Source organism: Agrobacterium sp. 10MFCol1.1 (assembly GCF_000381165.1).
GTDB lineage: Bacteria > Pseudomonadota > Alphaproteobacteria > Rhizobiales > Rhizobiaceae > Agrobacterium > Agrobacterium tumefaciens.
In genome coordinates this window covers 69,850-93,579 of record NZ_KB906085.1, presented here as the reverse complement: position 1 = coordinate 93,579, position 23,730 = coordinate 69,850, and the positions used below count along the sequence as shown (strand labels likewise).

Annotated in this window: 23 protein-coding genes; 2 read left to right on the top strand and 21 right to left on the bottom strand. The window is 58.3% G+C overall.

Annotated elements, in window-relative coordinates; translation table 11 throughout:
• From F617_RS0125430 to F617_RS0125410, 4 genes are all read right to left on the bottom strand, one after another.
• The coding region (locus F617_RS0125430; protein WP_026330941.1) for a helix-turn-helix domain-containing protein at positions 1-195 on the bottom strand (195 nt) is incomplete at its 3' end.
• 259 nt (positions 196-454) lie between these two features.
• Entirely contained in the window at positions 455-754 is a 300-nt protein-coding gene (locus F617_RS0125425; RefSeq protein WP_019567215.1) for a hypothetical protein, read from the bottom strand.
• Positions 755-1,161: 407 nt separating this feature from the next.
• Entirely contained in the window at positions 1,162-2,253 is a 1,092-nt protein-coding gene (locus F617_RS0125415; RefSeq protein ID WP_019567213.1) for a rhodanese-like domain-containing protein, read from the bottom strand.
• Between the two features lie 41 nt (positions 2,254-2,294).
• Positions 2,295-3,902 carry an ABC transporter substrate-binding protein gene (locus tag F617_RS0125410; RefSeq protein ID WP_026331071.1) on the bottom strand — a complete coding sequence of 536 codons (1,608 nt, stop codon included), beginning with the start codon at positions 3,900-3,902 and terminating at the stop codon, positions 2,295-2,297.
• A gap of 399 nt (positions 3,903-4,301) precedes the next feature.
• Here F617_RS0125410 and F617_RS0125400 point away from each other — a divergent pair, with 399 nt between their 5' ends.
• The gene (locus F617_RS0125400) at positions 4,302-5,144 is read left to right on the top strand and encodes an NADPH-dependent oxidoreductase (protein ID WP_019567210.1); all 843 of its coding nucleotides are present in this window, start codon (positions 4,302-4,304) and stop codon (positions 5,142-5,144) included.
• A 287-nt stretch (positions 5,145-5,431) separates the two neighbouring features.
• On the opposite strand, the gene F617_RS0125395 is transcribed toward F617_RS0125400, so the two are convergent.
• From F617_RS0125395 to F617_RS0125355, 9 genes are all read right to left on the bottom strand, one after another.
• Positions 5,432-6,655 carry an amidohydrolase family protein gene (locus F617_RS0125395; protein ID WP_019567209.1) on the bottom strand — a complete coding sequence of 408 codons (1,224 nt, stop codon included), beginning with the start codon at positions 6,653-6,655 and terminating at the stop codon, positions 5,432-5,434.
• Positions 6,656-6,676: 21 nt separating this feature from the next.
• Positions 6,677-7,141, bottom strand: a complete 465-nt coding sequence (locus tag F617_RS0125390) for a GAF domain-containing protein (protein WP_019567208.1) — start codon at positions 7,139-7,141, stop codon at positions 6,677-6,679.
• Positions 7,138-8,049, bottom strand: a complete 912-nt coding sequence (locus F617_RS0125385) for a branched-chain amino acid ABC transporter permease (protein ID WP_019567207.1) — start codon at positions 8,047-8,049, stop codon at positions 7,138-7,140. Before F617_RS0125385 ends, F617_RS0125390 begins: the two co-directional genes overlap by 4 nt.
• Positions 8,049-8,912, bottom strand: coding sequence for a branched-chain amino acid ABC transporter permease (locus tag F617_RS0125380; RefSeq protein WP_019567206.1), 864 nt, complete (start codon positions 8,910-8,912; stop codon positions 8,049-8,051). Before F617_RS0125380 ends, F617_RS0125385 begins: the two co-directional genes overlap by 1 nt.
• A gap of 7 nt (positions 8,913-8,919) precedes the next feature.
• On the bottom strand, positions 8,920-10,125 hold the full coding sequence (locus tag F617_RS0125375; RefSeq protein WP_019567205.1) for an ABC transporter substrate-binding protein: 1,206 nt from the start codon (positions 10,123-10,125) through the stop codon (positions 8,920-8,922).
• 45 nt (positions 10,126-10,170) lie between these two features.
• The gene (locus F617_RS0125370; RefSeq protein ID WP_019567204.1) at positions 10,171-10,872 is read right to left on the bottom strand and encodes an ABC transporter ATP-binding protein; all 702 of its coding nucleotides are present in this window, start codon (positions 10,870-10,872) and stop codon (positions 10,171-10,173) included.
• A 2-nt stretch (positions 10,873-10,874) separates the two neighbouring features.
• Positions 10,875-11,639 carry an ABC transporter ATP-binding protein gene (locus F617_RS0125365; protein ID WP_019567203.1) on the bottom strand — a complete coding sequence of 255 codons (765 nt, stop codon included), beginning with the start codon at positions 11,637-11,639 and terminating at the stop codon, positions 10,875-10,877.
• The gene (locus F617_RS0125360) at positions 11,636-12,295 is read right to left on the bottom strand and encodes a TetR/AcrR family transcriptional regulator (protein ID WP_019567202.1); all 660 of its coding nucleotides are present in this window, start codon (positions 12,293-12,295) and stop codon (positions 11,636-11,638) included. The genes F617_RS0125365 and F617_RS0125360 overlap by 4 nt, the downstream gene beginning before the upstream one ends.
• A gap of 524 nt (positions 12,296-12,819) precedes the next feature.
• Positions 12,820-13,725 carry a LysR family transcriptional regulator gene (locus F617_RS0125355; protein WP_026331069.1) on the bottom strand — a complete coding sequence of 302 codons (906 nt, stop codon included), beginning with the start codon at positions 13,723-13,725 and terminating at the stop codon, positions 12,820-12,822.
• A 121-nt stretch (positions 13,726-13,846) separates the two neighbouring features.
• Between F617_RS0125355 and F617_RS0125350 the strand changes: the two genes are divergently transcribed.
• Entirely contained in the window at positions 13,847-14,902 is a 1,056-nt protein-coding gene (locus tag F617_RS0125350) for an aldo/keto reductase (RefSeq protein ID WP_019567200.1), read from the top strand.
• A gap of 103 nt (positions 14,903-15,005) precedes the next feature.
• Here the strand turns inward: F617_RS0125350 and F617_RS0125345 are convergent, their stop codons facing one another.
• From F617_RS0125345 to F617_RS0125310, 8 genes are all read right to left on the bottom strand, one after another.
• Positions 15,006-15,380, bottom strand: coding sequence for a VOC family protein (locus F617_RS0125345; RefSeq protein ID WP_019567199.1), 375 nt, complete (start codon positions 15,378-15,380; stop codon positions 15,006-15,008).
• Between the two features lie 187 nt (positions 15,381-15,567).
• Entirely contained in the window at positions 15,568-17,016 is a 1,449-nt protein-coding gene (locus F617_RS0125340) for an FAD/NAD(P)-binding protein (protein WP_019567198.1), read from the bottom strand.
• A 270-nt stretch (positions 17,017-17,286) separates the two neighbouring features.
• Positions 17,287-18,534 carry an SfnB family sulfur acquisition oxidoreductase gene (locus tag F617_RS0125335; RefSeq protein WP_019567197.1) on the bottom strand — a complete coding sequence of 416 codons (1,248 nt, stop codon included), beginning with the start codon at positions 18,532-18,534 and terminating at the stop codon, positions 17,287-17,289.
• Positions 18,535-18,560: 26 nt separating this feature from the next.
• On the bottom strand, positions 18,561-19,337 hold the full coding sequence (locus tag F617_RS0125330; RefSeq protein WP_026331068.1) for an ABC transporter ATP-binding protein: 777 nt from the start codon (positions 19,335-19,337) through the stop codon (positions 18,561-18,563).
• A 71-nt stretch (positions 19,338-19,408) separates the two neighbouring features.
• Positions 19,409-20,743 carry an ABC transporter substrate-binding protein gene (locus tag F617_RS0125325; protein WP_025591741.1) on the bottom strand — a complete coding sequence of 445 codons (1,335 nt, stop codon included), beginning with the start codon at positions 20,741-20,743 and terminating at the stop codon, positions 19,409-19,411.
• A gap of 119 nt (positions 20,744-20,862) precedes the next feature.
• Positions 20,863-21,903 carry a branched-chain amino acid ABC transporter permease gene (locus F617_RS0125320; RefSeq protein ID WP_019567194.1) on the bottom strand — a complete coding sequence of 347 codons (1,041 nt, stop codon included), beginning with the start codon at positions 21,901-21,903 and terminating at the stop codon, positions 20,863-20,865.
• A gap of 1 nt (position 21,904) precedes the next feature.
• A complete protein-coding gene (locus tag F617_RS0125315; protein WP_019567193.1) occupies positions 21,905-22,801 on the bottom strand; it encodes a branched-chain amino acid ABC transporter permease in 897 nt (298 codons plus the stop codon).
• Positions 22,801-23,718 (bottom strand): ABC transporter ATP-binding protein, encoded by a 918-nt coding sequence (locus F617_RS0125310; protein ID WP_019567192.1) that lies wholly within the window; start codon positions 23,716-23,718, stop codon positions 22,801-22,803. The genes F617_RS0125315 and F617_RS0125310 overlap by 1 nt, the downstream gene beginning before the upstream one ends.
• Positions 23,719-23,730 lie beyond the last annotated feature (12 nt).

The window sequence follows — 23,730 nt, the reverse complement described above, 5'->3', positions numbered from 1 at the left end:
CGACGGGCGACCAATTGCCTTGTGTCTGATCGAGGCAGCGCCGGTAGCCTCAATACGACCAATCAGTCTCTGAACATGCCGGGCGCTGATTGCCAGCACATGCGCCGCTGCGACGATGGTCATGCGGCCATCAACGACCTTCGACAAAACCTCGATCCGCTGCAAATCGCGCTCGCTCATCATGATCAATCCCATCCGCAATCTCCCCGGTATCATTCAGGTCCGGGGAGTGTGACATTCCAACTTTGCAGAAACAGGACACTTTAACTTTGCGGCTACATACGATAATCGCATAACATATATTATGGAACTCGATTTGTCGAATAGGCGATGTTCTTTCAATCCTGACTGGACCTAAGCGATACGCGCAGGTGCAAACGATGAGTGGTTCTATAGGCCGTCACCTTGGGCATTCTCCCGATCCAGACTATCGAAGCGCTTTCAGGACGAGCAGTTATGAAAGGTTTTCTCCGTAAAAAAGCATCATTACAGTGAAGACGAGAACACCAAAGCCTGCCAGGCCGAAAGCGCGAAAAGAGGAAGCTCGGCCTTTCTTAAGCAGCGCTGCAACAAAAGCGCACAGAGACCAGAGTGCCGTGAAAATTATCAATAACCAGGAATACACAAACGGACCAAGGTCGTAGCCTCCGCCGCCGATTGATGGTGTAGAACTTGTATCGACTTGAGCTGCTATCAGAACCGACACAGGGACAGCTAGTATCAGCAGCCAAATATAGAGCGACTTGTGTTTCATACGGTTTACAATCGCCTTCTTTTGGAGGTCGATCCGCCAGTTCTGGCGTATATGTTTGACCCGGTGTGGCTCGTCAATATCGTGATACTTGCTCTACTAGACTGCGCGGCGAACGCCAAGAGAGCTTTCCATCCCCGGGAGGAACAACCGAATATCACATCCTTAACCGATCCCCTGAGACGACCCCATCCCCGAAAGGTCGAAGAGTTGGAAGCTCATCCGTTACTCCTAGCGCGCTATGGTTTGCTGGATGCTTGCAACATCGCGCTTCATGATTGGATCCGTCTGAAGACAGAAATACTGGGCAGCTTTATCGAGGCTGTTCGTCTGCCATGACCAGCGTCCCGGCTATCTTTCCGGCCTGGCGAATTCCTGTCTCAATAAACGCTCTCAAAAATCAAGTCAGCCTAAGCGGCTGCCGCTTCGACACCCTGTTCGAAGTCGTGCAGATGAAGAGCGATTTCGAAACCGCGACGTTGCAGCCAATGCGCCACGACCCTGACGCGTGCGCCAAGCAGGTCGTCCACGAGAATGACCCGCGCTCCGCGCACGGCAATTGTGCGATAGGCAACACCGAGAAGCTGCCCGCCTTCCGACGAAATCGAACCTTGCAGATGGGACGCCGCGAACTCTTCCGGCGTTCGAACGTCGAGAAAATAAGTCGTTCGGGTCGTGTCACGCCGCCACGTTTCGGCTGTTGCCCGATCGATAAACAGCAGTTCGTCATTGTGGGAGAGTGTTTCCAGGCGCGCCCTTGCGGCATCTTTCGCGTTGTCACTGGCAAGCGCATAGATCCGTGAACGCCCCTTTTCCAGTTCAAACCCGTCATCTGTCCAGCCGCGCGTCCCATCGTGCAAATAGCTGACATCGTTTTCGACACCGGCGTCGATCAATGTCTGTGCGCCGAGAATTGCGCGCGGAAGGCCCGCGCAGGAAACGACAACCCTTGTGTCGGGTGATGGCACGAGGTCGGAAAAACGCAGCAGAAGTTCGGCACCGGGTACGCCGATGGCGCCCGGCACGTGCGCCTTTTCATATTCCGCTATTGTGCGGGTGTCGATGACGACAACATCCTCGCCGGCTTCCTGCCACGCCTTCAGTTCACGGGCGAAAACCACTGGCGTTTTCTTTTCACTTCTCACCTTTTGGGCGAAAGGAACGCCGGGAATATCGAATGTCGGCAGGGCGTCAAGGCCGCCCTCGTTCCACGCCGGGATTCCACCACGGAGAAAATGAATATCGCTCCATCCTTTGGCGGCAAGCCGTTCCGCCGCCCGCTCGGCACTGCCCTCCCCGTCATCAACAAGAACCGTCCGCACGGCAGGGCGCGGAATGAAGCGGTCGATTTCGGTATCCAGGCTTTCACCCGGAAGGTTGGTCGCAAACAGCGGCGAAGCATACCCCACCTCCCCTGCGGAGCGAATGTCGAGAACGGCAAGTTCCTTGCCATCTCTCAGCCACTCGATGAGGCGGTCTTTGGTTACAGCATGTACGGACATTGCATATCCTCCTGACAAATTCTGGTTTTTCGCATCTGGTTTCAAGCGGTCGGATCGAGCCATAGGTCGCCGAAACTCCAGTTCAGCCCTTGCGCGCCGGTGACGTAGTTCCTGACCCGCTTGTGCGCCACGATCTGGCTTCCCGCCGCTACGAGATCGACGGAGGCGACGTCGTCATGGATGAGATGCTGGAACTTGCTCCAGGTTACCCAGCGGTTCTTGGGATCCGGTTCGATGGCGGCCGCCTCAAGAAGCGCATCCGCCTCCGGATTGGCGTAGTTTGCCGCATTGGAAAATGGCAGTCCGATCTTGAAATTCTTGCTCCAATAGGCACGCTGTATGCCGAGCGACGGGTCGAAGGTGTTGGAGAGGGATTCCACCACCAGATCGAAGGCACGGTCCGTGTAGACAGTTTTCAGATAGGTCGGCAGGTCGTATTTGCGGATTTCGACGGCAATTCCGATCTTTTCGAGCTGGCTGCGAAGAACATCGGCAAAGCCGGGCGTCAGATACGAATTGTAGGTCAACCGCACGGGAAAACGCTTGCCGTCCTCCTTACGCGGATACCCCGCAGCATCGAGTAACTTTTCCGCTTCTTTCGGGTCGTAGGCATATGCCTTGACCGATGCATCATACCAGTTGGGAAGGGCCGTGCTGACGGGGCTGGGTGATATCTGCGCATAACCGAAGAGCGCCACATTGACGATTTCATCGAGGCTGATCGCCTTCGCAATGGCGAGACGCACATCTTTCTTGCGGAAGATTTCGTTATCGTAATTGAAGAACAACTGTTGCTGCGGACCCGCATAGGCATAGGTGTTCGTATCCAGAACGAGATCGGGGTTCTGCTTCAGCCGTTCGAGATCCGCCAGCGGCACGGGGTTGTCGCCAAGATCGACTTCACCCGTTTCCAGCGCCACGGCCCGTGCGGCCGGGTCGGTGATGATGCGAAGGATGATACGGTCGAGATAAGGTTTGCCCGGATCCCAATAATCGGGATTTCGATCGAAGATCAGATGGCTCCCCGGCGTCCATTCAGTCAGTTTGAAGGGGCCGGTGCCGACAGCGGTCTGAAGCGTCTGGCCATCGGCGGGCTTCAGCTTTTCGAAAATATGCTTCGGCACGATAGGCGATTCCGAACTCGATTGCGCAGCAATCAGAAACGGTGCCGGTTTGGACAGAACGATAATTGCAGTGAGGGGATCCGGTGTCTCCACCGCCTGAACGTTCTGGTACGTGATGCGGCCTCGCGGATGCGCCTCCTTGAGGCGGAAAATCGAAAAGGCAACGTCTTCCGATGTAAAATCTTTGCCGTCATGCCATTTCACGTTGGGCCTGAGTTTGAACGTATAGCGCAGATGATCGTCGGAAACGGACCATTCCGTTGCCAGCAACGGCTGCGGATTGAGGTCGAAATCGAATGTCAGAAGACCTTCAACGATCTTCGGGCCGATCGCCTGCCCAGTGCCTGACGATGTGTTGATGGCGAAAAGTGCGTTGCCGGGATCGACACGATAGAGCAGCTTAAGCGTGCCGCCGGAGACGGGCCGGCTCGCATCGCCACTTGCGGCGAATACCGAACCCGGCAGGGCCGTTCCTGCCGTTGCCAGAAGAAGCATTTTGTTGAACTGGCGGCGTCCTATCGTCATGAAAATCCCCGTTTGAAAACGTCGTTTCGATGAGGAAAGCATCAGGGCAAAGCAGCGCATTACTAAGAAGAAAATTCTTCCTGTCGCCCAAAGAAATCGTTACTTGCGGAATTTTATTCCGATACATAGGGAACGGGGCACCAAAACTTGCGCTGGCTTACGGCATTGATCTGGATCTTCGTTGCGTCTCTGGAACCCATGGTGAAATGCGAATAAATCTTGCCGACGGTCGTTTCAGACCTCCTGCAGAAATGTTGTTTCATCGAAAAATCGCAAATGAGAAGGACATTGCTCGGCAGATACCTTGGCGAGGCATATTAAATGGCGAGTATTTCGCAGCTCTTCTAATCCGCACCTCGAGCCCATCCTCCCGCGCCCAACTTTATGGAGTTTCACCCGATGACCCTGTCCAGACCGATCGCCAAACCGGAAATCCCACAGCAGCGCGTCGAGGCCCGTTACGGAACGCAGGCCGATTTTTCTCCGCCTTTCTGGAATGATACGATCGACGCCTTGCTGAACCACCGTACCGCTCGCGCCTATTTGCCGAAGGCTCTGCCGGAGGGCAGCCTGGAACTTCTGGTCGCAGCCGCGCAATCTGCCCCGACATCATCCAATCTTCAGGCGTGGAGTGTGGTGGCGGTGCAGGACAAGGAGCGCAAGGCACGACTGGCGGGTTTCACGGGCGGCAACGCCCATATTAAGGATGCACCTGTTTTCCTCGTCTGGCTAATAGACCTCAAGCGGCTGCGAACGGTCGCTTCAAACCATGGCAACAACGCAGAAGGGTTGGATTACCTGGAAAGCTTCCTAATCGGTGCCATCGATGCGGCACTGGCTGCGCAGAACGCTGTTGCCGCTATCGATTCACTCGGTCTTGGTTCCTGCTACGTTGGCGGTATTCGCAACAGACCGGAAGACATATCCCGCGAACTGAACCTGCCCGCCGAGACGGTTGCTGTCTTTGGCCTTACCGTGGGCTATCCCGACCCGAACGTGAAGACTGACGTCAAACCGCGCCTGCCACAATCTTCCATCCTGTTTCATGAAACCTATTCGGATGCCGCACGGGATGATCTCGATTCCTATGACGCGGTGCTTAAGACGTTTCAGGAAAAACAGGGCCTGCCACAAAACGGCTGGACAGCGCCCATTGCACAGCGCGTCAAGGACACCGATGCCCTGAAGGGTCGCGCGGAACTGAGCCAGACATTGCGTCGCCTGGGGTTCGGCATCAAATAATGTCCGACGAGATTGCTTCCGACTGGGTGTCGCCCCCACGATCCCTTGTTAGCCGTCGCGGTCGAAGACGCGGCCTGCCGATTTTTGCGCGTGTCTTAGGTGCGGTTATGGTTCTGGACGACGAAGCCAGTGCGCATTTCGTAGCGGCAATCGCGAGCCGAGCTCGCAAGCGCCCGGCAGAATGACGCGAAGCCCTCGCGGCTTATCGGGCGCGCAAGACCCCGGACTGTTAGACGCCCGGCCTTGGTCGGGCGTACAGAATGTCAGCTGAAGTCGGCAACAGGCAATCAGCGCTTGATGAAGACACCAGCCTTCATGATCATTGGCATATAAGCGCCCTGATGGGTCAGCAATGTGAGATCCTCGAGAGGGTTGCCGTCGACCACAATCAGGTCGGCATAAGCCCCCGGCGAAACTGCGCCGATTTTGCCTTCCATGCGCAACAGGCGGGCTGCGATATGCGTTGCCGATGCGATAACCTCTACTGCTGGCAGGACACGCCCGCGAATAACGAATTCTTCCGACTGATAAACATGCATGCCGCCAAGCAGATCGCTGCCATAGGCCATTTGCAGCCCGGCCTCACGCATGATGGTCAGCGATTCCATGCCTGCCAGACGCACGTCATCTACCTTTGCGATGGAGGCGGTAGGCAGCCCCATGGCGGCGCCTTCGCTGGACAATTTGTCATAGGTAACAAGCGTCGGGACGGCGAAAGCACCTTTTTCGGCGGCAAATTTTGCCGTTTCGCTGCCGATGAGGTTGCAATGTTCGAGCGAGTGAACACCGCACTCCACCGCGCGGCGAATGGCCTGGTCAGTATAAAGATGGGCCGAAACATAGGTTCCGGCATTTTCAGCTTCCTCAACGACGGCAAGGATTTCTTCGCGGGAAAAACCGAGGAAATGAATGGGATCCGTGGGCGAAGATACGCCACCATTGGCCATGATCTTGATGAAGTTCGCGCCGCTCTTCAGTTCTTCGCGCGCCGCTTTTCGCACGTCCGGCACGCCGTCACAGATGCGGCCCAACGCACCGAGCGCAAAGCCGCGTGTGCGCGTCTGGTCGTCATTATAGGGACCGCGATAATCACAGTGGCCCCCCGTCTGGGCCAGCGCCTTCCCGGAAATGTTCAGGCGTGGTGTGGGCCATGCGGCCTCAAGGGTTGCGGCCACGAGACCGGAGGTTGCACCGCCAACATCGCGAACGGTAGTAAACCCACGCGCCAGCATCTCGCCCATGATTTTGAAGGCGCGCACCGTCACCAGCGCATCTGGCAGCATACCATTCTGGCCGAGATCGGCGGTTGAGGCAACGACGTGAACGTGAGCATCGATCAGGCCTGGCATCAGCGTCTTGCCTGAAAGGTCGATGCGCTGCGCCGAGGCAGAGGCAATGTTCTTTTCCACCTCGCGGATGGAACCGCCCTCAACTAGAACCTGAACGGGTTCGGACGGGCGGTCGGCGGTGCCATCGACGATGCGGGCATTTTCGAAAATAATAGCAGTCATAGGTTCATTCCTGGGAAAGTTTCAGCGACGACGCGCTTCCAGATAGGCGGGGATGAGAAGCGGCGCCACGGCCTGCGCCTGGCGCAGATGCTCCTGCGTGTAAGCGCCACTTTTGTCGAGCAGGTTCATGGTGCCGATTGTCTCGCCATCGTAAACGACGGGAATATTGATGACCGCGCCAAGTCCGAGGCTGAAAATCAGGTCGTGATCGTAAAAGGCCCAGATGATGGCTTCTCTGTCGGGACCCAGAAATGCCTCCTGGCGATCTATTACCTTTTCACCCCAAGGCGTTGGCCCCATCTGTTTGCGGCCGAAGACTGGGTAAGCCTCTTCGTTGGTCGAATAAACACGGGCGACCTCCTGACCGTCCCGGTAGAGGAGAGTGAAGAGGCCAAAGCCGATGGTTTCCGAGAGGTGTTTTTCCAGCGCCCTATACAGCGTTTGCGGCTGTCCGGGGCTTGAAAGAGCCGCGAGAAGATTGGTCAAGGTGATGTCTCCGTTTTGGGTGCGGGGGCGATACGTTCGGGCAAAAGACCCTGCGGGCGAAGATGCAGCACGCCCAGAAGCGCCAGTCCGACGAGAATTTCGCGCACCGCGGCGACTTGTCCAGGCTGGAGGCCGGGAAAGATTTCTCCAAGGAAGCGTGTCGCCTCAAGGAAGAATACGACGAGGTAAGCGCCGGCCAGCGCGCCGAGCGGCCGGCCGACACCGCCTGCGGTGACAGCCAGAAAGATGTAAATGGTAATCAGCGGCTGGAAGTGGTCGGGCGAGATATAAGTCTGGAAATGTCCGTAGAGTGCGCCCGCAAGTCCGGCGATCGCCGCGGAAAGCGCGAAGGTCTGGATCTTGAAGCGGGTAACATATTTGCCCGCGAATGTCGCCAGTTCCTGGTCCTCGCGAATAGCTTTGAGAACACGCCCGAAGGGCGATCCATCGATGCGTCGCATGGCGAAGAAGACGATGAGAACGATGACGCTGACGAGCGCGAGATAGAACAGGTTGAAACCGTCTATGCCGAGTTCGGCCCGGAAGGGTGCCGGAATGCCGGAAATGCCGTCGGAACCGCGGGTAAGCCAGCGTTCGTTCAGCGCGACCATGCGCACCACTTCCGCAAAGCCGAGCGTGACGATGGCGAGGTAGTCGCCGCGCAGGCGAATGGTTGCAAAGGTGGCGATGACACCTGCCAGCGCGCCGATGACGCAGGCGAGCAGCATTGCCAGCGGCAGCGGAACCCCCGCTATCGCCACCAGTGCCGAAACATACGCACCCACGGCGAAAAAGCCGGCAAGCCCCAGATTGACCATGCCCACGCCACCCCAGATGAGATTGAGGCTGAGCGCCAGCAGACCGTAAATGCCGCCGAGCGTGAGCGTGAAAAGCAGATATGACAGCATCAGGTGTTCCTTTCACCCAGTATTCCCGCAGGCCGCAGCGACAGGATAAGCAGGATTGTCGCGAAACCGACGGCGGAACGATAGGTGGCGGGCAGCACGAGAACGGCCAGTTCCTCGCCGATGCCGATCATCACCGCGCCGACGACGGCGCCGGGGATCGAGCCGAGCCCGCCCAGCACGGCGGCGGCGAAGATGGACAAGAGCAGGCGCGAGCCGGTCATCGGATCGATGGCCGTATCGAGGCCGAGCAGCACACCGCCAACGCCCGCCAGCCCTGCACCGAGAGCAACGGTGATCATGGCGATGCGCGAGGGATCCATGCCCAGCAATCTGCCGAGATCGGGATTATCTGCCACTGCCCGCATGGCTTTGCCGAAGCGTGTGAACCGCAGGAAGAGAAACACCGCCGCCATGATTGCAATGGCGATCGCCGCCGTCTGCAGCTGCTGCGGGCCGAGGCGCAGGCCGGAAAAACGCCAGTCGCGTGCGACAGGCAGATCGAAGCCCTGAAGATCATTGCCGAAAATGAAGCGGATGACATTTTCGAGAATGAGATTGACGGCAATTGAGGCGATGGCCACGGCCAGTGCGCCCGATGGCCGAAGCCTTGCGAGCGCCGTCTGCTCTGCCACGAGACCGACGATCCCGCCCGCCACGAAGGCGACGAGCGCCGATGGGAACACACCTAGCCCCAGCCTGGTATTGACATACCAGGCTGCAAAAGCGCCAACCGTGGCATAGGCCCCTATGGCAAAGTTGACATAACGCAGCACGGCAAAGATCGCCGTGAGGCCAAGGGCGGGAATAGCGATGAGCATTCCCGTCATCATCCCGTTGAGTATCGCCTGAGCGAGGGTTGTCATCAATGCCTCACGCGATTTTCAGCAGCTTGAGCTTGCCGTCTTCCACCTGTTCGTAGCGGAACTGGCTGTCGGAAATGTCGCCGGTGTCGGTAAAGTCACAGGGGCCGGAGGCGCCCTCGTAATTGACGGCCTTGCCGGCGGCGATCAGCTTTAGGCCATCGAGCGCGTTATCCACGATTTCGCCGTCCTTGCCCTGGGAGACCGAACGGATGGCGTCGCGAATGGATTTTCCGTCCGCTGCACCAGCCTTAGCCATCGCCATGATGACGAGATTGGTCTGGTCATAGACCTGCGTTGTGTAGGGATCGGGATTTTCGACGCCGATCAGCGACACAAGCCGCTTGTAAGCGGTGGACGACTGCGCGGGTGAAGGCGCAATTGTGTAGATGCCTTCCACTATTTCCGCCGGGACACTGTCGATCAGCTTCTGGTTCACCGAATAGGCGAAGGCGATTTTTTTGCCTTCGTAGCCGGAGCGGTAGATGTCCTTCAGCAGAACGGTCGTATCGGCTGCGTAACCGCCAAGCACGATGACGTCAGGCTCATAGGCGAGCATCTCGTCGACCTCACTGCGATAGGAGGGCTTCTTGTCGTCATAGATCATCGATTTGGTTTCACCGCCCGCAGCTGTCACGGCGGCGGTTATGTTGTTAAACTGGCTTTCGGCAAACGGCGTCTGTGGCGAGAAGAAGAATAGCTTCTTCACGCCCTGTTCGACGGCGAATTCGCCGAATTTGCGGCCCTGAAGAATGGTCGTCGGCTGGGTGCGGATGATGTAACCCTGGTGCGGCAGCGCGGTGATGGCGTCGGCACCCGATACGGTGGCAAGCAATGTACCGGATTCCCAGCAGATCGGCGCAACGGCTGTGGTGACGGAGGATGCCCATGTGCCGAGGATCGCCGAAACCTTGTCGACATCCACCAGTTTGCGGGCGGCGCGCACCCCCGCCTCGGGGTTGGTCTGGTCGTCTTCGGAAATGATTTCGATCTGACGACCGAGGACACCGCCTGCATTGTTGACCTCGGCGGCAACAGCCTGGATGGCCTTGACCATGACCGGGCCGTATGGACCGCCGGAACCGGTCAACGGCGTCAGCGCGCCAAGCCGGATCGGGCCTGTCTGCGCCAGAACGCCCTGCGGCAACAGGCCGGTTGCGGCCAGACCAGCGACGCTGACCATGAAACCACGACGATTGATTTTAAAGCTGCTCATGCGTTGTTCCCTTTTTTTTAATAATGAATGTCAGGCAATTCGATGTCAGCCACCCAGAAACAGGCGACGGATTTCGGGGTCGGCGGCGAGTTCCGGGCCGCCGCCGGTGGCGGCGTTGCGACCGGTGACGATGACGTAGCCGCGTGTGGATATTTCGAGCGCCTCAAGCGCGTGCTGCTCGACCATCAGCACGGGCAGGCCGGACTGGTTCAGTTCGATGATAGCGTGAAACAGCTCTTCAGCCGCCTTCGGGGAAAGCCCGGCCGTCGGCTCGTCCAGCAGCAAAAGCTTCGGCTCGGTCATCAGGCCCATTCCCATTGCCAGCAATTGCCGCTGGCCACCGGACAGTGTACGCGCAAGCGCTTTGCGCTTGTCAGCAAGGATGGGATAACGACCATAGACGCTCTCGCGCCTTTGCGACATGCCGGAAGGATTACCGAAGCTGGCGATCTCGAGATTTTCCGCCACCGACATGGTACCAAAGACGTTTTTTTCCTGCATCACAAAGGCGAGGCCGGCTTTCGATCTGCCCAACGCATCTTTTCTGGTCAAATCCGCACCATTCATCACCACGCTGCCGCCTTTCAGCGGAACCAGCCCGGCGATCGCCTTTAGCAGGGTTGATTTCCCCGCGCCGTTGGGGCCGATGATTGTAACGATCTCGCCCGCATGCACCTCGACCGATGCGCCTTTGAGAATTTCCTCGGCGGCCCCGTAACCGGCCACCAGGCCTTCTGCCTTCAACATCGTCAATGCCTTCCGCCCAGATATGCTTCCTGAACCCGCTCGTCGGCGACGACGGTATCGAAACTGCCCTCGGTCAATTTGCGCCCTTCCGCCATGACGATGACCGGGTCGCAAAGGCTGCCAATCAGCTTCATGTCATGTTCGATGAGGCAGATTGTGACACCCTCGGCATTGAGGCTGCGCAAGTGATCGGCAATCTCCGCCGTCAACGTCGGGTTGACGCCCGCCATCGGCTCGTCAAGCAGCACGAGCCGGGGCTTCGCCATCAGCGCACGGCCTATTTCCACCAGTTTTTTCTGCCCGCCCGACAGGGCAGTGACCGGATTGTCCAGAACGTGGGTGAGGCGCAACCGGCGGGCAATCGAGATGGCTTCCTCGGCAAGCTGCTCCTCGCGCCGCTTGCCGGCCGCGCTGCCGGTGATGCTGGCAAACAGGCCTTCGCCCGGATGATCCTGACCATAAAGCATCAGGTGCTGGAAAACGCTGAGTTTGGGAAAACCACGGGCAAGCTGAAAAGTGCGCACCAGGCCCGTCGATACTCTTTCCTGCGGGCTGAGGCGGGTTATGTCGACGCCTGCAAAGCTCACGGAGCCGCTGTCAGGCATGTAGAGACCTGAAATGCAATTAAAAAACGTCGATTTCCCGGCACCATTCGGCCCGATCAGCCCGGTAATCGACCCGTCGATCACCTCGATGTCGACGCCGTTCAGAACCCGCACTCCGTAAAAAGCGCGCTCGAGATTTTTTACCTGAAGAAGAGGCTTCATGGCTGGCGCTCCGCATCGTCGGCAAGCGTTGCAAAATAAGCCCTCACCTGTTGTTTCCAGAACGTCAGAAGGTTTTCGTAATAGGTCGGGTCCGCTGGTCGCAGCACCGTCTGGGCAATCATGCCGCGGATCAGGCACATGGTTGCGTTCATGACGATGCGCACGCTGGCCGGATCGACGTTGCGATAAGTCGCAAGCGCCGTCCAGATATCGTCCAGCCTGTCATGGAACTCCTGCACGAGCGGAATGAGTCCGTTGCGAAAACCGGTATTGTGGCGCGCTTCCGGAAGGTATTCGAGCGTGACATAGAACAGTCTGTCGAACATCGTCTTCCAGAGATAATCGACGATCTCGTCGGTCGAGCCGCTACCGGATCCGAACGCCTCAGCAAAGTCTGCCAGCCGCCTATTGACGCTGGTCAGGTCATCGGCAACAGCGCCGATGACAAGGTCTTCCTTGCTGCTAAAATGATGGGTCAGCGCGCCGCGAGACACACCCGCCCTGCGGGCAATTTCGGGAGTGGACGTCTTGTTGAAACCCGTTTTGTACAGGAGGTTAATCGTCGCATCGAAAATGGCCTTCCGCGTATCCTCAGACCGCTCACTTTGCGTGCGTTTACGCCGAGCCGGCTGCTGCAGCTCCTTCCCAGTTACCATCAGTTCCCTCGTGTCGTTCCGACTACTTTTTGTGCATTTGTTTTTGCTGCCGCATTCCGGGCATAACTCAAATCTGCATTAAACTTACAAACAATCAAGCCTGTTTTTAAAGTGCGCGATTTCTTATTTGAAGGCATTGGGAATTGGCGACAGATCATCGGGTTCTGGTGGGGCTGAAATCTGCATAGCGTCAGCGCCAGTCCGTTTTGACGCCGCAACACAGACGGCCTCGTTGGCAGGGACGAGGCGTTCTATTTTACGCAGGATCGCAAGGAGTTATGTCTTGTCACGACTGCTCGTTTACATGAAAAGATCTTTGGCTTTTGCCGCATAAGGGAGCGGGACGGCCAGGATTTTTCCTTTGGATTTGACGCGCTTTAGATCTGATTTTTTGCGCTCTACGAGCAGATCAAGTTCATTTTAGCTCAATGGCGCGGGACAAACATGCCGGTGCTTGAAACCTAACGCGAGACGTCGACTCGAGTTCGGGCGAGGGTATCCTCCCCGATAGGCGGGTTTCTCTGCTATGTAACTTTGCCTTGTTTGGCCAGGAAATCAAGAAGAGCGCGCACTCTGGAAGGCAGCGGGCCACCCTGCCCTATATGAATGGCATGAAACTCCTCCCGGTCCCCAGGATTATACTCGTCGAGCACCGGCACCAGTCGGCCGGCCCTCAAATCATCGCGCATCGTGAAGTTGGCGAGGCGGGCAATTCCATTTCCAGCGAGTACCAGCTGGCGCAGCGCCTCGCCGTCATTGGCCTGGACACGGGCGACGACTGGGGCAAAAATCGTCGCGCCTGCCGATATTAACGGCCAGCCATCCATCGAGCGGGTGTAACCAAGGCCCAGCCTGTCATGCCTTTCAAGCTCCTCGATAGTCCGGGGCAGGCCACGCCGGTCGACATAGGAGGGAGCAGCGACGATCGTCATTGCAGTATCGCCAAGCCTGCGCGCGACGAGGCTCGAACTTTTAAGCGGGCCTGCTCGAACCGCAACGTCCATTCGCTCCTCAAGCAGATCGACGACAAGGTCGCTTTGTACGATATCGACGGTAATTTCAGGATATCGCTCCAGGAATTCCGGGAGTATGCTGGCGAGGACATGGGTGGCATAGGAGGCGCTGGTGCTCAGGCGGAGGCGGCCACTGGGCACCTCTCCCGCACTGGCGATCCGCTCGGCATCTTCGATGTCTGCCAGGATACGCGTAGCGCGCTCGAAAAAGACGCAGCCTTCCGAAGTCAACTTGAACACGCGCGTCGAGCGATTGATGAGACGGGTACCCAGCCGCGCCTCCAGTCTCGCGACCAGTTTACTCACCGCCGACGGTGTCATTCCGACGCTGCGAGCAGCTGACGAGAAGCCACCGCGCTCGACAACCTGCACGAAGACTTCCATTTCTCCGGATCGATTGACTTCCGCTCGAGCCATCTGGTCCCTGATTTCACAAATGTTGTTCCCGCCCGCAATCTATATCACGAAAGCCGGATCTCCTATCTCTTCCCCATCAGGTGGCGCAAGTCGCTTCCATTTCTCAAGAAAGGAAGACCAGATGGAATACCGTTCTCTTGGCCGATCAGGCCTCAAAGTCTCGGTCCTGAGCTTCGGAGCAGGCACGTTTGGAGGGGCAGGTCCCCTTTTCAGTGCGTGGGGCACGACCGATGTCACCGAGGCAAGGCGACTTATCGATATCTGCGTTGAAGCAGGCGTTAATCTGTTCGATACCGCAGATGTCTACTCGAACGGTGCATCGGAGGAGGTGCTGGGTGCAGCGCTGGAAGGTCGTCGCGAGACCGTGCTGATATCGACGAAGACCAGCCTGCCTATGGGAGATGGGCCGAACGATGCGGGTTCCTCCAGGTTTCGCTTGATCAGATCGGTCGAAGACGCACTTCGCCGGCTTCGGACGGACTATATAGACATCCTGCAACTTCATGCCTACGACGCCCGGACGCCCGTCGAAGAAGTCTTGTCGACCCTTGATACGCTCGTTCGGGCGGGAAAGGTCCGCTACGTCGGCATTTCGAATTTTTCGGGATGGGAAATCATGAAGTCGCTGGCGGTTGCCGATGCGTACGGATGGCCTCGCTACATTGCCAATCAGGTGTACTATTCCCTTCTCGGCCGAGACTACGAGTGGGATCTGATGCCACTGGGTATGGATCAAGGCCTTGGAGCACTCGTCTGGAGTCCGCTTGGCTGGGGGCGGCTCACGGGAAAGATTAGGCGCGGCGCTCCCCTGCCGGAGAGCAGTCGTCTTCACGAAACCGCAAGCTTTGGTCCTCCGGTCGATGAGGAGCATCTCTACCGCGTCGTTGACGCCCTTGAAGACGTCGCAAGACAGGTCGACAAAACAGTTGCGCAGGTGGCGCTCAACTGGCTTACAGGCCGGCCCACGGTGTCTTCCATTATCATGGGAGCGCGAAACGAAGAGCAGCTCCGGCAGAACCTCGGAGCGGTCGGTTGGCATCTCACCGATGATCAGATTGCTCTCCTGGACAATGCGAGCGTCTTGACGCCGCCATATCCGCATTTCCCCTATCATCGTCAGGAGGGCTTTGCCCGTCTTAATCCGCCGATGGCAGGTTCCAAGATGCGTGGATGTTGAGTGTAATGTGGCGATTAATGTGGTGGCAGATCCGGCTGCAAAAGTTATGCAAGAAAGACCAACCCACAACAGCTGTCAGAATACCAGCGCTATTGGCGCTGCGTTACTTTGTCGGCTGAGATCGTGCGCTCAGTTTATGTCCGTCCGGATCACGAAGATAAGCGACGAAGGCCCCGTTCGGGCGCTCATTCGGCGGGCTCTCGATCGATGTGCCGCCGTGCATAACACCGGCGTCGTGCCACGCCAGAACATGCTCGCGGCTCAGGGCGGCGATTCCGATTGTCCCGCCATTGGCAACGGTCGCCGCCTTGCCGTCGATCGGTTTCGTGATCATCAGCCGTCCGCCTTCGTGGACATAAATCAGTCTGCCTCTCGCATCCATCTCGCCGGGCCTGCCGCCCAATGCAGCGAACGTGGCGTCGTAGAAGTTTCTTGACCGCTCCAGATCATTACTTCCGATCATGATGTGCGTGAACATGGTCTCATCTCCCGTAAGGCAGCGCGCTGGCAGCAGGGGGCGAGCTCCCCCTGAGCCAGGAGCTCGTTTGTATGCTTTCACCGTACACCGTCCTGAGGGCCTCGCAAAGCATGGCGAATTTGATGGAATTATCGTCCCAAGGCTTTCTCAAAGAGTGGAGGAAATGTATTCAAGAAACAGCGGGCCGTCAGCCTTCCACCGTCTGGCCCGTGCGATGCGAAATCCCACATTCATCGATCAGGTCGCGAATACGCTGCGCGACGAAGATTGCATGCTCGGTAACCTGCGGCAGCCCCATCAGTTCTCCGAAAGTGCCGCGTGCAAGCGGCCCGGCAATAAAGAGTGAAGTCGTGCTCTCGCCTGAAGCCGATACGGGATTAGACTTGGCATCAACCAAGATGCCAAGCCCGGTCGGGCAGGGTTGCAACAGGCCCGCCTGCTCAAGTTCTCGAAGCATGGCTTGGCTTTGAAGAATGCCGCCATGCGCCGGGCCCGTGGTGACGACGATCGCATCGACATCAAGCGTTTCGAGAGACTTGGCGCGCTGGGGTCGCAACGTCACCCTGTAGCCGGCGTCTATCCGTGTCACGGAAGAAAGCGAGGCAGCCCGGACATCCATTTGGCCGCTCGCGATCGCCTGCTCCACAGCAGCCTCGACTTGCGGCGCGATGCGAAAGCGATGCACATCCCAGACCGGCCGCAAGTGTCGGGCAACGCGCCGTCTCTCAATGACAGGCAGATTTCCCCATATGTCCCTCCCCTGCGCCCTCAGCGCATCCACGACGCTATGCCACGTCATTCCCCGTTCCTCTGCTTCTCGCAGCGTTTGGCGAACCTTATGGAGCAACTTGCTTGCAGAGGTGAACGGTTCAGACAGGAAATCGCCGAAAGGCTCCTGCCCGACGGGGCCATGGCCGCGAGACCGCAAGCCCCTGCGAGAGAAAGACGTTATCTGGCCGACATGGCCCCGTCTCTTGAGCGAGGCAACCACATCGGCGGAGGTCAAGCCATTTCCGACGATGAGAACACGATCTCCAGTCTCGACGGCCTCGATCGCATCGGTCACGGTGACATCCGCAATTAGCTTGGGATCATCTTTGAAGGGCTGAAGCACCCGAGGCAAAGAAGGTGGTGGATGGCTGACGGCCAGCACGACTATATCCGCAATGAGCGCTGTACCGTCAGCCCCCGCAATCTCATAGCGGTTTCCTTTTTGTGACACCGAGATCGCTTTGGTCCGCCAGTGTCTGATATGGCCGTCATCCAAAAACGGTTGAATCCGTGCCGAGACGTATTCGCCGAAGACAGACCGCTTGGGATAAGGCAAGCCATCGTGTCCTATGAGCTCGGCATCGTCTCGGGTCGGAATACCGCCAACATAACGCTCGAAATCATCGGGAATATCCGGAAACAACGTCATTCTTGCAGCGGGAACGTTGACCCGATGCGCCGGATCGGTTGCGCTATAGGCCAAGCCACGGCCCAACTCCGATCGAGGTTCGATGACCACAACGGATGTATCAGTCGGGTATCCGTTGCCGGCTACCAGATGCATTGCCATTGCCGCGCCGGTGAAGCCACCGCCGACAACTGCCACGGTCAGGCGGGCAGAAGCTATGGGAACAAGAGAATTCATTGCCTCTAGGTTCTCCCCAAGGAGATCTGTGCCCTGCACGATTGGAAGGCCCTAAAAAGCGTTTTCCGCTTCCTGCGCATAAGGCTCATCGTCACCACTATTCTATGTTCCCGAGGTTTCCGGCAAAGCTCCTCGTTACGGGGCGCTTGATTGGAAACGCGCTTGAGGGGCACCGTCTCATCACGTCACTATATCTCATTACTGCTGGCGGATGTAGCAAGGTCAATTGCCAACCGGGGCGCCTTGCGCGCCCCGGGCTCCAGAGTTTTGTCAGCTCCAGGCGTGAAGTGGCGGCTTCTCGCCATTGAGGAAGTACTTGCCGAGGATGGAATATTTCCACCGGACCGGATCGTGCAGCGTGTGGGTACGGGCATTGCGCCAATGGCGATCGAGGTGATGCTCTGCAAGCGTGGAGCGGGTGCCCGCAAGTTCGAACAGCTTGTTGGTCGCCGTAATGGCAATCTCTGTCGAGAGAATTTTCGCCTCGGCCGTCACGATCTGCGCTTCGGCGACCGTGTCAGCATTCGGGTTCCGGATGGCGCGATCGATGGCATAACCGGCTTTTTCAAGCAGCGCCTGGGCCGCATGCAGTCGCAGCGTCAGATCGCCGACAGCCTGGATCGTGTAGGGGTCATCCCAGGCATGATCTACGCCGCTATCCACCCATGCACGGCTCTTGGTGCGCACGAAGGAGATGGTTTCATCGATTGCCGCCTGCGCTATACCCGTATCCACCGCGACCTGGATAATCTGGAAAATCGCACCATCCGCAGTGGGTTCCGCATAACCCTTATAGCCGGGAACCAGATGGGTTTTCGGCACTTTGACATTGTTCAGGATCACCGTACCGGACAGCGTCGTGCGCTGCCCGAAGGATGACCAGTCGTCGATGACGGTCAATCCGGGTGCATCCCGCTCGGCAATCGCATACCAGGCGCGGCCTTCTTCATCGAGCGCAACGATGGGCACGAGATGGGCGAGAAGTGCGCCGGAGGAGTAGAATTTCTGGCCGTTGACGATCACATGGTCGCCCGCATCGACGAACTTCGTTTCGAAGTCCGCCGCCCGCTTGGAACCGAATTCGGAGAAGGCATTGCCGAAGCGTGTGCCGCGCAGCACTTCTGCGAAAAGCAGCGTCTGCTGAGCCTCATCGGACACCGTCCGGATCGCGGCAACGACGCCGAGATGGTTTTGCGCGATCTGGCCAATCGAGGAATCGGCCGCGGAGACGATCTCGATCACCTTGGCGAGCGTCGCATAGGAGACTTCAGGACCGCCGAACTTCTTCGGCACGTTGATCGACCAGAGCCCGCTTTGCGAGAAGGCATCGAGTTCCTTTACCGGCCAGATGCGATCGCGATCGCGAATGGCTGCGCCGGGGGCAATTTCGGCGGCGAGTTTTTTCGCGACTTCGATCGCTTCGGCATCGCTCTTGATGATGTGTGCCGGCTCACTCGGCCGCGGCACGGCGGGAACGCCTTGAGCCGCATCTTTCGTCTTCACGTTGGAAATGGTCATGCCATGTCTCCTCTTTCCTTTGATTTTCAGTGAATATGCGTGACGAGCGCGGCTGGCTTCTGGCCCAGATAGAAGGCTTTCACGTCATCGCGCGCCTTGAGTTCGGCGGCCGTGCCTGACAGCACGCTCACGCCGTTTTCCAGAATGATGGCCCGGTCGGCATAGGTCAGCGCGACTGCTGAGTTTTGTTCAGCGACCAGGATCGAAAGCCCTTCTTCGCGATTAAGGCGCTTCAGCGTGCGGAAAATATCCTGCACGATGAGAGGCGCCAGCCCCATTGACGGTTCGTCGAGGACAAGCAGCCGCGGCCGCGACATCAGTGCCCGGCCGATGGCCGTCATCTGCTGCTCGCCGCCCGAAGTGAGGCCGGAAAGCACCCGGCGCTTTTCCTTAAGTCTTGGGAAATGCGTGTAAATTTTCTCAAGGTCGGTCGCGATTTCAGTGCGCGTGGCGGATCGGCCAAGGCCCCCGGAGACCAGGTTTTCCTCGACCGTCAGTGTCTTGAAGCAATGGCGACCTTCGAGCACCTGCACGAGACCGAGACGGACAAGGCTTGCCGGGGTTTCGCGCGTGACATCACGACCGTCAAACAGGACATGACCGGCGAGCACCTGCCCCCGTTCGGTCGGAAGGAGGTTGGAAACCGCCTTCAGCGTCGTCGTCTTGCCAGCGCCGTTCGCACCGAGAACGGCAAGGATCTCCCCCCGTCCGAGCGAAAAAGTGACCCCATGCAATGCGGTGATGGCATGATTGTAGGTTGCGTGGAGCCCCTCCACGGCAAGCAGCCTGTTCCCATCGGTCATCACGATCTCCTTGGCGCTTTTCGGGATATTGTGGCCGGACACGGGGAGACCCTTGTCCGACCACGCAAACATCAGTTCGTCACGGAATTCGCATCTTCCGACGTGCGAAGCTTGATGCCCTTTTCAGCCGCATAGGCCTCGGACGACTTCTCGATGATCGGGCGCAGCAGTGCCCAGTCCGGTGCGATCCAATCGGAAACCACGTTCCACTTCTTGCCGTCCCACTGCTGGAACGTCACGTAGCCGTTACCCTCATGGTTATCCCAGGTGACATTGATCGAGTGGAAGAGATCCTTGGCGCCCAATGCCTCGACACGGGCTGGATCAAGCTGCAGATGCTCGAAGCCCCAGCGAACTTCGTCGCCTGTCAGGGTGCGCTTGCCGAATTTCTCCTGGGCGATCCGCACCGCCTCGACATTAAGGATACCGTTGACGATACCGAGATTGTGATAGACGGAGCCGATGCGGCTCTTGTCATCAAGGTTGCCCTTGCCGGCGTCATAGACGGTTTTCACTATTTCCTTGACCACCGGATATTCGGCACCGGATGCCTGGGTGGTGATGGCGGTATAGCCTTTGGCAGCGTCGCCGGCGGGAATAACGTCCTCTTCCGAGTTGGACCAGACATTGCCGATGATGTGATCCACCGGGAAACCGGTCTTCGCCGCGGTCTTCAACGCCACCGGGTTCATGACGCCCCAGCCGCGCAGCACGACGTAATCCGGCTTGGCACGGCGGATCGTCAGCCACTGAGACTGCTGCTCGTTGCCCGGATGCGGGACTTCGATCTGCTGAAGGTCGAAGCCATACTTCTTGGCCAGCAGGTCATAGATCGGGATCGTTTCCTTGCCATAGGGAGAGCCGTGGTAGAGCACGACGATCTTCTTGCCCTTCAGTCCTCCAACCCCGCCTTCCTTGGATGCAATGTAGTTCACGATGCCGGAGGTCTCGCTGTAGGGATTGAGCAGCAGCGGGAAAACATACGGAAAAACACGGCCATCGGTCGAATCCGTGCGGCCGTGGTTGATGGTAATGAGCGGTACCTTGTCTTGGGTGATGCGGTCGATCATGGCATAGGCTATGCCGACCGACAGCGGGTTCCAGGCCGCAACGCCGGGATTGCTCTTCAGGCGCTCATAAGCTTCGACCCCTCGCTCAACTTCGTACTGGGTTTCGGCTTCGGACCATGTCAGCTTGACGCCATTGATACCGCCGTCCCTGATGTTGATGAGATTGAGATAATCGATGAATCCGCCGAAAAAGCCCGTGCCACCGGCTGCATAAGGCCCGACGCGGTAGCTCTGCAGGGGGAAGTACTGCTCGTCGGCCATGGCCGGGGAGGCGATGGCGGCGAGGCTGATGCCGGCAGCAAAGGCTGCTGCTTTGATTTTCGTGTAGAAGGTCATATCTGGACACACTCCGTCTGTCGGCTGGCGCTCGGCCATCCGTGTTGGCTTCAGGAATTCATTGCTGATAAGCTTTTCTTGTTGGAAGCCTTTGCCTGTCAGGGCCGGCTTCGAGGGGTTCACGCCCGCCTGACGGCAGCCGTAATGCGTAACTTCAAGCGATCCCACAATGACACGAGGCCGTCAGGTTCCAGGATCAGAAACAGAATGATCAAGGCGCCGAGAACGATGCGCTGCGTCATATCGAGCACTCCGGAATTAAAGACATCGCCCAATAGCAAAGAGCCAAGCCGTGAGAGGACGAGCGGAAAGACGACGATCAAAGCCGCGCCGAAGAAGGCACCCCGGATCGAGGCAAGCCCGCCAATGATGACGATGAAGAGTATTTGGAACGAGCGGTCTAGATTGAAGCCGGCCGGCTCCACCGTGCGAAGATAGGCAAAAGCCCAGATTACCCCGGCAATCCCGACGATGAAGGACGAGATTGCAAAGGCGAGAAGTTTCGTGCGCAGCACCGGAATGCCAATGATGCGTGCGGCGGTCTCGTTGTCGCGCACGGCGATAAAGTTGCGGCCGGTCTGCGACGACACCAGGCGGTAGGCGAGGAACGTGAGGACGGCGACAATGGTCAGCGCGAAGAGATAACGCCCGATCGGCCCTTCGAAAGAAATCCCGGCCAGCGATAGCGCTGGCGCATCGATCACGCCGGATGCGGATTCGTTCGAGAACCAGCTGAATTTCGTCAACGCCCATTGCACGAAGAACTGCGCCGCAAGAGTCGAAACGGCGAGGTAGAAACCGCGCAGTCGCAGGCTCGGCAGGCCAAAAACTATGCCGATTGCTGCGGCGGAAAGACCGGCAAGTACAATCGAAACGATAAGCGGCAGCGCATCGATACGCAGATTGAAATTGTATGCCGCGAAGGCACCGACGGCCATGAATGCGGCCGAACCAAGCGAGACCTGACCCGCATAGCCAGTCAAAAGGTTGAGACCAACCCCGGCAAGGCTGAGCGCAAGAAACGGCAGCAGGATTGCCTCGAAGAGGTAACTGGTGCCGACGAACGGCACGACGAGATAAGCAACGCCGAGCACTGCGACCGTGCCGGCATGGCGCGGCAGGGAGAACGACGATGAAAGATCGGCTGTAACGGCGGACATATTAGACCCTTTCCACGAGCTTTTGACCGAAGAGCCCGGACGGGCGGATCAGCAGGAAGGCAAGGGCCACGACATAGGCAAACCACCCCTCGATGCCGCCGCCGAAGTACTCACCGATATAGACCTCGGCGAGCTTTTCCGACGCGCCGACAATCAGACCACCGATGATCGCGCCTAGAATGGAATCGAAGCCGCCGAGAACGAGCACCGGCAGAGCCTTCAGCACTACCAGCGACAGCGAGAACTGCACCCCGAGCCGCGCACCCCAGAGCAGCCCGGCGACCAGGGCAACGAGGCCTGCCGCCGCCCAAACGCTCGCCCATATCCAGGGCAGCTTGAGACCGACGGCAAGCGCCGCGAACTGGTCATCCGCGACGGCGCGGAAGCCGAGGCCGATGCGGGTGTAGCGGAAGAAGGCCGAGAGAGCCGCCACCATGCCGGCCGCGACGACTGCGGCAAAGATGTCGAACTGGCTGATGAAAACGCCACCAACATCAAAGGGAATGTCCTCGATACCGAGATCAAGCCCATGAACCTGCGTACCCCAGAGGAGTTGGGCCGCTCCCTCGATGATGTAGGAGAGGCCAAGCGTCGCCATGAACAGCGTGATCGGTGGCTTGTTGGTGAGCGGCCGAAGCACCGTACGCTCGATCGCAACACCGATGACGACCATGATGGCAAAGGTAATGGCAAAGGCAGCCACAAAAGGCACCCCACGCTCGACAAGGCTTACAAAGGTCAGCGCCGCGAACAGGAGAAGCGCGCCCTGCGAAAAGTTTAGGACACCCGATGTCTTGTAGATCAGCACGAACCCGATGGCGACGAGGGAATACATGATCCCGGAGAGCAACCCGCCGACCAGGACCTCGGTAAAGAACAACCAATCAAACGCAGCCATCAGATACCCTCCCCGTCTTCGTTTTCCGGCGCAGCGCCGAGATAGGCATCGATGACACGTTGATCGCTGGCAATTTCCGCAGGCGTGCCATCGGCGATCTTGCGCCCGTAGTCGAGCACCGCGATGCGGTCGGAAAGACCCATCACCACGCCAATGTCATGCTCGATCAGAACGACGGTGACCGCATATTCGTCACGCGCGAGACGCACATAGTCGGCAAGTTCGTTCTTCTCCGTCGCCGTCATGCCAGCCATGGGCTCGTCAAGCAGCAGAATGCGTGGCTCGGCGGCAAGCGCACGAGCGAGTTCCACCCGCTTCTGCAATCCATAGGGCAGCGTGCCGGCAAGCCGGTCAACATGGGGCGTTAGATGCAGAAAATCGATGATCCGCCCTGCCCGCTCGCGGGCATCGGCCTGCTCGCGACGAGCGCTCGGTAGACCGGCTATCTGGCTCAGGAAATTTGCCCGCTCGGCGTAAGCCCGCCCCGTAGCAACATTATCGAGAACACTGAGACCCTTGAACAAGGCGAGGTTCTGGAACGTCCGCGCCACGCCGAGACTGGCGAGCTTCTCAGTGGGCACTGGACGATAGGCTTTGCCATTAATCGCTACATGGCCACGATCCGGGCGGTAGACGCCTGAGATAACATTAATCAGCGAACTCTTGCCGGCGCCGTTCGGCCCGATAATACCCAGGATTTCGCCATGCTGCACGGCCAGGTCGATATTCTCCAGAGCGACGACGCCTCCAAAGGAGAGGTCAATACTGCGAAGCTCCAGCACAAGTTCTTTGGCGGCGTCCACCGCGCGGCGTTCTTGCCCGACATGCTCGCTGGGCAAGGCAATGTTTTGGCGAATGTCCGTTGGGATCGCCACCTCCGCGCCAAGGCTTGCAACCAGAAAACTCGATGCTGACATCGTTCAGTCCAT